8 protein-coding genes are annotated in these 13667 nt (G+C 47.8%); 5 read left to right on the forward strand and 3 right to left on the reverse strand.

The annotated features are described in order from the left end of the window. Window positions 1-5 precede the first annotated feature (5 nt). The gene (locus tag AD710_RS16320; RefSeq protein ID WP_049628512.1) at window positions 6-7460 is read left to right on the forward strand and encodes a beta-ketoacyl synthase N-terminal-like domain-containing protein; all 7455 of its coding nucleotides are present in this window, start codon (window positions 6-8) and stop codon (window positions 7458-7460) included. Between the two features lie 139 nt (window positions 7461-7599). Here AD710_RS16320 and AD710_RS16325 read toward each other — a convergent pair whose 3' ends face one another. Next, entirely contained in the window at window positions 7600-8811 is a 1212-nt protein-coding gene (locus AD710_RS16325) for a cytochrome P450 family protein (RefSeq protein ID WP_049628513.1), read from the reverse strand. Window positions 8812-9170: 359 nt separating this feature from the next. Here AD710_RS16325 and AD710_RS16330 point away from each other — a divergent pair, with 359 nt between their 5' ends. Then, the gene (locus AD710_RS16330; protein ID WP_231595085.1) at window positions 9171-9542 is read left to right on the forward strand and encodes a NucA/NucB deoxyribonuclease domain-containing protein; all 372 of its coding nucleotides are present in this window, start codon (window positions 9171-9173) and stop codon (window positions 9540-9542) included. A gap of 61 nt (window positions 9543-9603) precedes the next feature. Continuing rightward, on the forward strand, window positions 9604-10359 hold the full coding sequence (locus AD710_RS16335) for a YoaK family protein (protein ID WP_047474880.1): 756 nt from the start codon (window positions 9604-9606) through the stop codon (window positions 10357-10359). A gap of 34 nt (window positions 10360-10393) precedes the next feature. Here the strand turns inward: AD710_RS16335 and AD710_RS16340 are convergent, their stop codons facing one another. Together AD710_RS16340 and AD710_RS16345 are read right to left on the reverse strand one after the other, a co-directional pair. Then, complete coding sequence (locus tag AD710_RS16340; protein WP_016936035.1) at window positions 10394-10756, reverse strand: protein YmzB; 363 nt, start codon at window positions 10754-10756, stop codon at window positions 10394-10396. Between the two features lie 182 nt (window positions 10757-10938). Further along, window positions 10939-12267: a serine protease AprX gene (locus AD710_RS16345; protein ID WP_016936034.1), complete on the reverse strand. Its 1329-nt coding sequence runs from the start codon at window positions 12265-12267 to the stop codon at window positions 10939-10941. Window positions 12268-12431: 164 nt separating this feature from the next. Between AD710_RS16345 and AD710_RS16350 the strand changes: the two genes are divergently transcribed. Together AD710_RS16350 and AD710_RS16355 are read left to right on the forward strand one after the other, a co-directional pair. Beyond that, the gene (locus AD710_RS16350) at window positions 12432-12665 is read left to right on the forward strand and encodes a hypothetical protein (RefSeq protein ID WP_049628515.1); all 234 of its coding nucleotides are present in this window, start codon (window positions 12432-12434) and stop codon (window positions 12663-12665) included. Window positions 12666-12919: 254 nt separating this feature from the next. Further along, window positions 12920-13627: a poly-gamma-glutamate hydrolase family protein gene (locus AD710_RS16355; protein WP_045926688.1), complete on the forward strand. Its 708-nt coding sequence runs from the start codon at window positions 12920-12922 to the stop codon at window positions 13625-13627. The last annotated feature ends 40 nt before the right edge of the window (window positions 13628-13667 follow it).

The following is a 13667-nucleotide window of genomic DNA, read 5'->3' on the forward strand; positions in this document are numbered from 1 at the left end:
CGGCTTTGCAAAACACTGAAGATCTTCTTTACAAACTATTGGCAGGCCAGCTGAAATCTGTCGGATTCTTTACAGAAAACGAGACACAGCCTGTATTGCAGGGGTTTTACGGCAGGTGGCTGGAAGAAAGCATCTCCATCTTGGTGCAAAAAGGCTTTTTGAAACAGTCAGGCAGTACGTATGTGTTAACAGGTCCGATAGAGCGTGCGGACGTGCTGTGGAAAGAATGGGATGAAAAGAAAGCTCCTTTACTCAAGGACAGCAGCAAACAGGCGATGATCACTTTAGTGGAGACAGCCCTCAGAGCTTTGCCGGATATTTTATCCGGCAGAGTTTCTGCCACTGATGTTCTGTTTCCTGATTCCTCAATGGAATTGGTAGAAGGAATTTATAAAAACAATGAAACGGCAGACTACTTTAATGAAGTGCTCGCTGACACATTGACGGCTTTCATTGATGAACGACTTAAAGAAGACCCGAATGCAGAAATCCGGATATTAGAGATCGGAGCGGGGACGGGCGGGACAAGCGCGACCGTTTTCAAAAGATTAAAAGAGTACAAACATCATGTAAAAGAATATTGTTATACCGATCTGTCAAAGGCCTTTTTCATGCATGCTGAAAAAGAATACGGCCCCGACAATCCGTATTTGACTTATAAGCGCTTTAACGTGGAGGAGCCCCCGGCTTTACAGGGTGTAGAGGCGGGCGCATATGACGCGGTGATTGCGGCAAATGTGCTTCACGCGACAAAAAATATTCGCCAGACGCTTCGCAATGCCAAAGCGGTGCTTAAAAAGAATGGGATTTTGCTATTGAATGAGATCAGCAGCCATTCGGTTTATTCTCACCTGACATTCGGTCTTTTAGAAGGCTGGTGGCTGTATGAAGACGCCGAACTGCGTATTCCCGGGTGCCCGGGGCTGTATCCTGAAGCGTGGCAGTCCGTGCTGGAAAGCGAGGGATATCGGTACGTTACATTTATGGCGGAACCGTCACATCAGCTCGGCCAGCAGATCGTGGCGGCAGAAAGCGACGGCGTCATCAGGCAAAAACAGCAGGATGCGCAGGCGGCTGAAGAAACTGCAGCTTCCAAAGAGCCGGCTGATTTCACAGAACCGGCTTTCTCAGTGACAGACCGGACCGTGCAATTCATAAAAGAAACGTTAGCCAAGTCGATAAAGCTTGCTCCCGAGCGCATTCAGCCGGAAACGAGCTTTGAAAAATACGGCATTGACTCCATTTTGCAGGTGAATTTCATCCATGAACTGGAAACATTGACGGGCGAGCTGCCGAAAACGGTCTTATTTGAACACACGAATACGAAAGAACTTGCCGAGTATTTGCTGGAAACTTACCCGGATAAGCTTCAACAGGCATTTGGAGCTGAAGAAGCGCCTCCTGAAACTGAGCATCGGGAACCTGTAATGGCTGAACCGGTGCCGCTCGTCACGGAAACGCGGCGATTTATCACTGAACCAAAAGAGCCGGACGCGCCAAAGCCAGAAAAAGAAACCGCCGCCGCTGATCGATCTGAACGTGACGACATTGCCATTATCGGCATCAGCGGCCGCTACCCGGAGTCTGAAACCCTCGATGAGCTGTGGGAGCATTTAAAAGCCGGAGATAGCTGTATCTCAGAAGCCCCGGAAAACAGATGGAAATCCGGTCTTCTGAAAACAATGGCAAAAGAAACACGAAAAGAAGATCGCAAAACAAGGTACGGCGGATTTCTGCAGCATATTGACGCTTTTGACCATCACTTGTTTGACGTTAAGGAAGACCATGTGATGGAGATGACGCCTGAGCTCCGGTTAAGCCTTGAAACCGTATGGGAAACATTTGAGAATGGAGGCTACTCGTTAGAAAGATTAAACAAATGGCAGGAATCAGACAGCGGCATCGGTGTATTTATGGGCAGTATGTACAATCAATATTTCTGGAATATCCCGTCATTGGAAAAAGCCGCGCTCAGCTCTAACGGAGGGGATTGGCATATCGCCAACCGCATTTCTCACTTTTTCAATTTAACGGGTCCGAGCATGGGCGTTACGACCGCATGCTCCAGCTCACTGAGCGCCATCCATCTCGCCTGTGAGAGCCTGAAGCTTAACAGCTGTTCTATGGCGATTGCCGGAGGGGTCAATCTCACACTTGAACCGTCTAAATATGATGCGCTTGAACGGGCGAATTTGCTTGAACAGGGAAGTGAAAGTAAAAGCTTCGGAACCGGCACAGGCCTGATGCCGGGAGAAGGGGTCGGGGCAGTGCTATTGAAGCCGCTCTCCAAAGCGGTTGCAGACAGCGATCATATTTACGGCGTCATTAAAAGCAGCGCATTGTGCCATAGCGGCGGACGGCAGATGTACACGGCTCCGGATCCGAAACAGCAGGCGAAGCTCATGGCGGCTTCCATCAGCAAAGCCGGAATCAATCCGGAAACAATCAGTTATGTTGAATCAGCGGCAAACGGCTCTGTATTGGGAGATCCGATTGAGGTCATTGCCCTGACAAACGCGTTTTCGCAATATACCGGTAAAAAACGTTTTTGCGCGCTTGGATCCGTCAAGTCAAATCTCGGCCATTTAGAGGCGGCTTCCGGTATGTCCCAGCTCACGAAAGTGCTGCTGCAAATGGAGCGGGAAACGTTAGTTCCGACGATTAACGCAAAACCGCAAAATCCGAATATCTCGCTTGAAGAAACGGCCTTTTATCTGCAGGAGAAAACCGAGTATTGGGAGCGTCTGAAGGATGCCGAGACGGGAGACATCATCCCGCGGAGAAGCATGATCAATTCCTTCGGGGCAGGCGGGGCATATGCAAACCTGATCGTAGAAGAATATATCAGTCCGAATTCCGATCATGACCGTCACGGCAATGAGGAATATATTTTCCCCGTGTCAGCGAAAACGAAATGGAGTTTTGAAGCCTATCTTGACAGGCTGGCGGCTTTTTTAGAAAAAACGCCATCTCTTCATCCGGCCGCCATTGCATCCGCTCTGCAAAAAAGAACGCATCATTCGGAGTATCGGGCGGCATTTACGGCTTCTTCCGTACAGGAACTGCTGAACGAGCTGGCCTCTTACCGCGCGGATCAGCCGGGGCGGAGCCGCTCCGATTCTGCCGTCGGCCATCGGGCGCGGCAATGGGAAAAAGGAGAGAATATCGCATTTGATCAGTTGCAGCAAGAGCACGCCGTTCATCTGCCTGCTTATGCTTTTGACCGCCGGACTTCTTTTCAGTTCGGTGAATCAGAAAACGCTGCCGGCGTTCAGGTGATATACAGTGATGATGATCCATATGTGCAGGGGCATCAATTCAGCGGAGAACCTGTCCTCGTCGGCGCTACATACAAAAGCCTGGCAGCCGAGCAGTTTTATCATCTCTTTCCTGAAGCGGAAGGAGGACAAATTAAAAAACTGAATTACGTCAATCCCATTGCTGTAAAAAAAGGCGATCGCATCGAGCTGAAAACAGAATCGAAGCAAAACGGGGATGCATTTGAACTGAGCATGATGTACCGCAGCCGCACGTCTCCTGATTGGAGCATAGCGGCGTATGCCGAGTGCAGTCCGTATCCGTTTCAGAAGCAGCACGCGGATCTGGCGGCCATTCAGCGTTCTTACCGGGAAGCGGGGATAGATAAGTTATACGGCGACGGCACGGGAACCGTCGTGTGGGGAGAAGAATTTAAAACGATCACACGCCTGTACAAAGGCACTGATGCGGTGTTAGCAAAGCTGAACCTGAGTAATATCGGCTCACAACAAGCGCATCATTACGCCATAAATCCGTTAATCGCCAACAGTGCTTACTTGGCCGCGCTGTCTTTATTGGACCAAGCCGATGCGGAAAGCTATCTACCGTTCGGCATTAATGCCGTCACCTTCAGCAGCCCGGCAGATCTAGATGATTGCTGGCTGCACATCAAGCTGGCCAAACAAACAGGGGAAATGATCCTGTTTAACGCAGATGTCATCAGCAGCCGATCTGAAGTGGTGATGTGTTATGAAGGCTATGCCCTGAAACGGTTCCGTCCGGAAGCCAAACAGATCAATCAGCCGGCCCGAACGGCTCTTAAAAGCCCGGGGGATCTGGTTTCTGCCGGCAGTCTGACAGATCATATCCGCAGCTATGTCCTTGGCAAGCTTGCCAAAATGATGAGTGAACCTGTGCCATCCCTGCGTTCTGATGTAAATATTATGGAATTGGGGCTTGATTCAGCGAGCCTGATCGGACTGACAAAAGAGATCGGCCAAGAGGCAGAAATCGATGTGAATCCGACATTGTTTTTCGAGTACCCGACGGCAGAAGAGCTGACCCGCCACTTCGCTTCAGCGTATGAGAGTAAGTTTTCTCAATTGCTTGCCGATCATAAGCATTCAGAAGAGGCTAAGGTCACGGAAACAGAAGAGCGCACTTTGCCGAAGGAACAGCATACGCCTTGTGATAACGGTAATATCAAACAAGGAATCGCCATTATCGGTATGTCAGGCCAGTTTCCGCAATCTCCGGATGTCCAGTCTTTTTGGGAGCACATCGTAAACGGAGATCACTGTATTTCAGAAATTCCGGCGAACCGCTGGGACTGGCGCCGTTACGCCGATGATGAGGATGACACAGGTCTCAAATGGGGCGGTTTTATTGACGGTGTCGGAGAATTTGACCCGCTCTTTTTCGGAATTTCTCCTAAAGAGGCTTCACAAATGGGGCCGGAGCAATTTCTGCTTTTGATGCATACATGGAAGGCAATGGAGGATGCGGGCCTGACGAGTAAGACGTTATCAAGCAGACCGACGGGCGTTTTCGTTGCCGCGGGTAATAGCGACCCGAACAATGGAACAGCCATTCCGTCCATTATCCCAAACAGGATATCATATGCCTTGAATTTACAAGGACCGAGTGAATATTACGAGGCGGCCTGCACGTCAACACTAGTGGCTTTGCACAGGGCGGTTCAATCAATCCGTTATAACGAATGTGAGCAGGCTGTCGTGGGCGCCGCCAATATTCTGCAGTCGCCGAAGGGCTTTATCGGTTTTGACTCAATGGGATATTTAAGCAAAAACGGCCGGGCGAAATCTTTCCAAAAAGATGCCGATGGCTTTGTCAGAAGTGAAGGCGCGGGCGTCATCATTATCAAACCGCTTGAGGCGGCAATTGAAGACGGCGATCATATTCACATGGTCATAAAAGGAACCGGGGTGTCTCATGGCGGTAAAGGCATGTCGCTTCACGCGCCGAATCCGGCGGGGATGAAGGCTGCGATGAAAAAAGCGTACGAAAACACCGATGTTGACCCGCAAACCGTCACATACATTGAAGCACACGGCATCGCCTCCGAAATGGCAGATGCGCTTGAGTTCAATGCAATCCAAGCGGGTTACGGCGATTTTACGAATGAGGAGGAAAGCGCGCCTTGTTACATCAGCACCGTGAAACCTTGCATCGGTCATGGCGAACTCGCTTCCGGACTGGCCGCCCTTATAAAAGTGGCGATGGCCATGAAACATCATACCATCCCGGGGATTCCCGGTTTCACAGCCGCAAATGAGCAAATGACCAATCAGCAAAGCCGCTTCCGATTCACTGAAGACAATCAAGAATGGACACAGCTTACCGACCGTACAGGCAGTCCGATTCCGCGCAGGGCCGCAATTAACAGCTATGGATTCGGCGGCATGAATGCGCATGTCGTTTTGGAACAGTACAGCCCGAGCCCTAAAGACAAAGAATCTGTGCATGAACCGCAGCTTATCGTGCTTTCTGCTAAGAGCGAAGGCCGGCTTAAGGCGGCCGCAGGTCAGCTGGCCGATTTCATACAAGCTGAACATACTCCGTCACTGCGGGATATTGCTTATACGCTCCAGACCGGCCGCGAGGCGATGCATTGCCGCCTGGCATTTGTTGCCCGCAATCAAGATGAACTGCTGGAAAAGCTGAAAGACTACAGAGCATTTTCCGGAGAAAGCAATGGAGTGAAAAGCTTCTTTACCGGCAGTCAGCAGACTGGAGCAGGAGACATCGGCATTTTACTGGAAGGGACGCTCGGTACAGTCGTCACGGAGACGCTTTTGGCTGAAAACAATCTGGAAAAGCTTGCATTTTGCTGGGTGAAAGGTGCGGATATACCGTGGGACAGACTTCACCAAGGCAAATCTGTTCAAAGAGTGCCGCTTCCGACATATCCTTTTGAAAAACATAAGTATTGGAACGGCAGTCAGACAGAAGACATCAGCCTTGAACCGATTCTAGAGAATCAACAGCTCCGCCGCGGGGGCGCGGCTGACATAGTGGCTGACATTTTAGGAATGGACGCAGCGGAAATGGACCCAAATAAGCCGCTGACTGAATACGGCTTCGATTCAATGTCCTGTATTCAGCTTCTGAAAAAACTTGAAGACACAGACTGCCGAGTAAGTCTGGAAGCTCTTCAGAACTGCGGCACTCTTCAGGAGCTCAGCTTGCTGTTAAAAACGAACCAATCGCAGGATGGGGAAGGGAAATTTCCCGAACTCGTCAAGCTCAATGAAAGAGAAACAGGACGTCCTGTTTTCTGGTTTCATGGAGGAACGGGAGGCGTCGAAGCGTATCAGCCATTCGCCAAAAAAAGCCAGCGTCCCTTTTACGGCATTCAGGCAAGAGGTTTGACAGGGAAAGATCCGCTGCAAGGAATCGGAGAGATGGCCGCTTCTTATGCGAGAATCATTCAAGCGGTACAGCCGAAAGGCCCTTATGACCTCGGCGGATATTCCTTGGGCGGAATGCTCGCATATGAAACGGCGCGCCTCTTGCAGGAGGAAGGTCATACGGTGAAAAGCGCCGTCATGATTGATACTCCGTATAGTGAAAAATGGAAAGAAAGAAAACCATCTGTCAAGTCAGTCATGCTGCAAACGATCAATACGATGCTTACGGCATATCTCAAGCCTGAAAATCCTGAAGACGCATTAATCAGCAGGGAAGACATTAACGTGCAGGCTGGGGAAGAGGCTGTATTGAATGAATTGATCAGCCTTGCCAAAGAGCGCGGACTGCCAAAACCGGAAGAAGCGATCCGGATTCAGATGGAGCAAATGATGAAGACGCAGCTTGCTTACGGAATGGAAGAGTATGATATGAAGCCGCTGCCGCATCCGGAAACGCTGCAGTGCTACTATTTCCGTAATAAAAGCGGCTTGTTCCTCGGAGATCTTGAACGTTATCTGACAGCAGCGGAAGAACAAAACCTGTTAGACCATGAGGCGTATTGGGAGGAATGGGAACGGCAGATAAAACAATTTCACCTGCTGGATGTTCATTCTTCTAATCATGTTACAATGCTGTCGGAATCAAAGCCGCAAAACGCCATTAAGGCATTCTGTGAAAAACTGTACGCAAATAAAGGAACAATAAGCGCCAATTTCCTTAATTCTTTCAGAAAAAAGCTGGACGAAACAAATGAGTTGGTAAAACGGTAATATAGAAAGAGCTGCCGGAGCAATCCGGCAGCTCTTTTTGACTAATGAGAACTAAATTTACTATGTACTAAATTTTCATAGTAATTTGTTGTTTCCTGTTAATAAGATATTTAAAAACCCCCAAATATGGGGGCGGATATTATAATCTGACAGGCAGTGCTTCAAGCCCTCTTAAAAACACATTCTTTCTCCATGATAAATCCTCAGGCGCTCCCTTCAGCTCTATATTCGGAAACCGTTTTAAAAGCGCTGTAAAGGCAATGGATGCTTCCATCCGGGCGAGCGGAGCTCCGAGACAGAAATGAATGCCGAAGCCGAAAGAGATATGGCGATTCGGTGTTCTCGCTATATTTAATGTATCAGGATCATCGAAATATTCCGGGTCCCGATTGGCTGAACCGATGCCGATAAATATCATATCGCCTTTTTTAATGGAAACATCTTTATAGGTGAAATCTTCAATCGCCCAGCGATTCGCCATCATGATGACGGGAGAGGTATAACGCAAAAGCTCTTCGACCGCCATCTGGATAGTTTCAGGCTGCCGCTTTATCTTCTCCAGCTGGTCTTTGTGCAAAAGAAGCGCCAGTGTGCCGGAGCCGAGAAGGTTAACCGTTGTTTCAAGTCCGGCAACAACTAACAAAAACAGCATGGAATAAAGCTCTGATTCACTCAGCTTTTGGCCGTCCTCTTCTGCGTAAATCAGCTTGCTCGTCAAGTCTTCACCCGGATGTATTCTTTTTTCTTCGATCAGTGTTTTCATATATTGTTTAAACTCTCTGAGCGCCTGATTGGTCGCTTCTCGTCCGCTTTCTGACGTGTCGACCATCGCGTTTGTCCACACCTGAAATGAGGCGCGGTCCTCTTTCGGAATTCCGAGCAGCTCTGAAATGACGATAAACGGAAGCGGAGCGGCGAAATCTCTCATGATATCAGGATCTGTTTTTGTTTCCATTTCATCCAGCAGCTCTTCTGTAATCCGTTCTATCCCGGTGCGAAGCTGCTCAATCATCCGGGGAGTGAACCCCTGATGCACCAAAGACCGCAGGCGTGAATGATCCGGCGGGTCCTTTGCCAGCATATGCTCTGATACAAAATCGATATCTTCACTGACATTCAGCTTTGCGATCAGCTCTTTCGGCATGACCCGTTTTACATCTCTCGTAATTCTGCTGTCCTTTAAAAACGCCATACAATCATCATAACGCGTGATGAGCCAAGCCGGAAAGGTGCCTCCGAAACGCTGCAGTTCGAATTTATGTATGGGATCCTGCTCTCTGAATGTGCTTAAAACCGCAAAAGGGTTTTCGTGAAACTCGGATGAGTGTGGATGAAACATTATTTTTTCCATCGTGATTTCCCCGCCTTCATGTTTTTAAGAAAGACTTAAGACATAACAAACTGCCGGTGCCTGCCGGCCGATCGGCATTCCTCCTTTTATCCGCTGAAGACACTGATTACAACGGCGCATAAGTATGTCTAAAATATATAAGGAATCAGAAGCTTGTTCAATAGAAAAACCGTAAAGCCGTCATTTTCGTTGGTTATCACCAAAACAGCAAACTTTTTTTACCAATTCATCATGTGTGCCGAATCCGGCTAATATACATATTTACGCTTCATATCAACTTCTTAAGGAGGCTGTGAATGACTGCGTTTATGAAATGGGCGGCAAGTCTGCTTTTGGTGATCTCTCTTCAGTTCAGCTTTATGAGCGCCGGCACTCTTTCGGAGAATACTGCCCGAGCCGCGTCCAGATACGATCAGGTGCTTTATTTCCCGCTGTTAAAATATCCGGAGACGGGAAATCATATAAAAGACGCCATTTCGGCAGGGCACTCTGACATTTGTACAATTGATCGCGGCGGAGCTGAGGATAGAAGGAAAGAATCATTGAAAGGAATTCCGACAAAGCCCGGATTTGACCGTGATGAATGGCCGATGGCGGTCTGTACAGAAGGCGGGGCTGGAGCTGATATCAGATATGTAACCCCTTCGGACAATCGCGGGGCCGGCTCATGGGTCGGAAATCAAATGAGCAGGTATTCCGACGGCACGAAAGTATTATTTATCGTTCAGTAATCTTCTCCGGCGCGCCGGAGTTTTTTTTATGCTATGAAAAGGCGGCGTACCGGCTGGACATATGAAATGGCGAAGAGTAAACTTATATGTTGGACTCAGCATGAGAAAGGATTGGATCACATTGACGGTGACTACATACCGAAATATTGCACTTTTGCTTCTTTGTTTAACTGCGGGAATTGTGGATGTGATCGGTTATTTAAGTTTAGGACACATCTTTACCGCCAACATGACGGGGAACATCGTTTTGTTCGGCATGGCGATCGGCAACTCATGGCATCTTGCCGTACTCAAATCTTTAACCTCGTTAATCGGATTTATTGCAGGCGTTATTGCCGCGGCTTGGCTTGTCGGCAATAAACAGAAATCATTCTGGCCCCCTGCGGTCACTGCCGCATTGATCATTGAAGGGGCTGTTTTGCTTTTGTTTGCTCTGTTCTCCTGCTTTTTTGCAGAATCCATTTCTGTTTATGTGCTGATTATGCTGCTCAGCTTCGCAATGGGAATGCAGACAACAGCCGCGCGAAAACTTGGTGTAGCCGGGATTTCCACGACTGTATTAACGGGGACGCTTGCTAATTTTTTTGAAGATCTCACCGCAAGGTTTTACAAAGCGGACAAGCGGAAGCAGTTTACGAGAGATGCGGTATTGCGCGCGCTTGCCTTGGTGCTGTATTGCTTTGGGGCGGTTATCGGCGCATTTGCCGAACCGAATTATAAATTCGCCGTGATCTGGCTCCCGATTATCATTATTTTAGGTATTATGCTTTGCGCATTTACAATGTTCCACGGTTACTCGGAAGAAAAAAAACAATAAAAAAACGCCGCTGATTCACGGCGTTTTTTTCGTTTTATTGCTCTTTTCGGGTCCCGATTGTATAAACGGCCCGATCTGTATGTACCTTTAATCCGTCTTGCTCTTTTTGGATGGTAATCTCGCCGAGCAAAGGGATTTCATACGCATCTTGAGGGAGCGGGACATTTCCTTCCTCCGTATAGGTTGTGCCGTGTCCTTTTAGGACGAGTTCTTCGTCAGCTACATAGTCATCGGGATGATTTGTCCGGCGGACGAGAACATCATCAAGGTGAAGCATGATCTGGTCCATATCAGAAATCTCGTTCCGGCTGTCTGTCAGCTCTCCTTTTCTGATATCAAGCGTTTGTCCGATCTGCTTTTGCAGCCATTCTGACAGTTCGGTGTTTGTAAGTGCCATTGATATTCCTCCTTTTATCTACACCATACTTATTCCCTATTTTTTTAGAAATACACTGCTCCGCTTAATCTTTTTTTCTGACAGCCGGTTTTGAAGAGTTACTAGTTTCTTCATTATAATTGTTTACTAAAAACGGGGTCATCTTCCGGTGCAGACGGCCCCGTTTACTCATCATATAAAGATTATTCTTTCGGCACGGCGTTTTCGGCGTTCACTGCACCCGCTCCGTAAATGTTCGGATCTTCATTTGTCCATTTATCCGGACTTTCCTTGATCAGTGTTTTCACTTCGTCAGGCGTAAGCTGCGGGTTCTGCTGGAGGATTAAAGCGGCAATGCCCGCACAGATCGGAGTGGCCATCGACGTGCCCGACAGACTGAAATACAACGACCCTACACGATTTGATTTTTGTAATTTGTCAAGGTATGAACGAGGTGAACGAAGGGACACGATATCGACTCCGGGCGCGAGAATATCAGGCTTTTCTTTTCCGTACACCGTCGGGCCGCGGCTTGAGAAAGAAGCAGCCGTATCGTCTTCATTCGCGGCCGTATCATTGTCATCATAGGCGCCTACCGTGATGACCTTCTCACTGACGCCGGGGCTTGAAATCGTTTGAGCTTCCGGACCGGAATTGCCGGCGGCGACGCAGACGACGATTCCTGCGTTCCATGCTTCTTCAACGGCCTTGACGAGCGGATCGTCCGTTTCTTTGTCATATCTGAGCGCTTCTCCGCCCAGTGACATGCTGATGATCCGGATCGGATTGTCAGTGTGTTTTTTATTATATTGTATGCACCATTCCACACCTTCAATGATATCAGCCAAGGTTCCCGAGCCTGTTTTGTTTAAAACTTTGACACCGATCAGATTGGCTTCAGGCGCGGGTCCCTGATATTTTCCGGAAGACGATGCGCCGCTGCTCGCGATATCACCGGCGCAATGGGTGCCGTGGCCGTTGTCATCATACGGTTCCGTCCTTTGATTCACAAAGTCTGCAAATCCGGTAATTCTTCCTTTTAAATCGGGGTGCTGATAGATTCCGGTATCAATGACGGCAACGGTTACGCCTTTTCCTGTTAATACGGTGCCGTTTCGGGTCACTTCTTTTGCATGTGATGATTCGGCTGCCGTATCGAGAAGTGCTTTTACTTCCCGGTTTAAATAGACTTTACGGATATCCCGGCATTGAGAAAGAAGCATGTGAAGGGCGGCCGGGGTGACTTCAGCGCTGCAGCAATTGATTGTGTGAAACTGCTTTTTGATCGTGCAGCGTTTTTCATTTGACAGGACCTGGCCTGTGCTGTGAAACCCGGATTCATGGCAGCCTTCCTCGAATTCAATGATGACTGACATTTTCTTTCTGTTTTTCACCTTTTTTTCGAAAAAACGATGGAGAAAGCAAGGCGTCCATTTGAAAGGTTTATATAACTGTAATACATTTTCTCTGAGCGGCCCGTCCAGCTTATGAGCATTTGACCGAACCATTTGTACCATTGAGTAACCAAACATATATACTTTTCCTCCCATTCTGGCGATTCTCTCTATACCATATGAACAGGCAGTATATTCGGTCCGTTTGTTTGTCCTTTCTGAGAGTTGGTTACTTGCGGCTTTTTCATTTGAAAAAGAACGTTTGTTCGCTTATAATGGAACCGACAGAAGGAGGTATATACATGAACATAATATTGAGACATTCCTTGGAAAAGCAGCTTCCGATTGATATTATATATATGAAAAAAGACGGCTCCATTTCAAAACGGACCATTATTATTAAAAAAGGGGATGAGCGGGCTGTAACGGCATTTTGCTGTACAAAAAAGCAGATGAGAACTTTTTTGACGGGCTCCATTCTGTCCTGCGCATTTGCTTCGGGAGACGGATATTCATTTTTAAAAGCGTATTCTTGATGCCATCTGTTTCCGGCTGTGAATCTCCCGCCCCTGAAAATTCGGGCATTCCTCCCTTTTTTTTTGCCTCTCTCAACCTTTTTTCACTGATGCCCGGCATTTGAGCGCTTGAACCGTGACCATCCATTGATTTTTCGAAACCGGGAAGTTTTTCACTGATGATAATGTTAATAGAATGTTAAGATAAGACCTATTGACAAAAATCCAAATAATGAATATCTCATTTTTCAGAAAGGAGCAAAGAAGGAGAGCTGATGAAAAGAATTATACTTAATGTCATCATTATCGTAGCAATGGTCTTACTAATAAGATGTGCTCACTATGCGTCAGACCCTGATCCCTCGAATTCTTCAGATACATACACAGATTTTAAAGATCTGGCTGAACATGAAGACCCCGATGATTATCATATATCGTACAATAAGCGAGAGGGGAGCCCTGTATTGATCATGTCGCCGCACGGAGGGAGAATTGAGGGCGGGGTGAGCGAGATCGTCCGCTCTTTCAGAGATGATTATTCAACCTACCTGTTTGAGGGATTAAAAGCGCATGATAACCAGACTCTTCATATTACGAGCACCAAGTTCGATGAGCCTTTAGCAGTCGAAAGCATTAAGCAGCACCATTATGTGATCGCAGTTCACGGTTATAAAGGCGACGAGAAAAATACCCTTGTCGGAGGAAGCGACCGGAAGCGGGCGGAAAAATTGGTGAGAGCTTTCAAACGAAATGGATTTCCTGCAGAATTGGCAACCTCAAAAACCGGTCTGGCCGGGGTTGACACAGAAAATATCAATAATCAGGCGCAAACAGGTCTGAGCATACAGCTTGAGATCAGCAGAGAACAGCGGGAAGCGTTTTTTGATAATTTCGACTACCGTGAAAGAGAATTCACAAAAACAGACGAATTTTACCGGTTTGTCCGTACGATAAAAAGAGTGATCAATCAAGAGTATTCATGAGCTTATCATAAGACAAACCAGTGAAAGATGAGTAAACTTG

The sequence above is a fragment of the Bacillus sp. JFL15 genome, from assembly GCF_001184225.1.
In the GTDB taxonomy this organism is placed as follows: domain Bacteria; phylum Bacillota; class Bacilli; order Bacillales; family Bacillaceae; genus Bacillus; species Bacillus siamensis.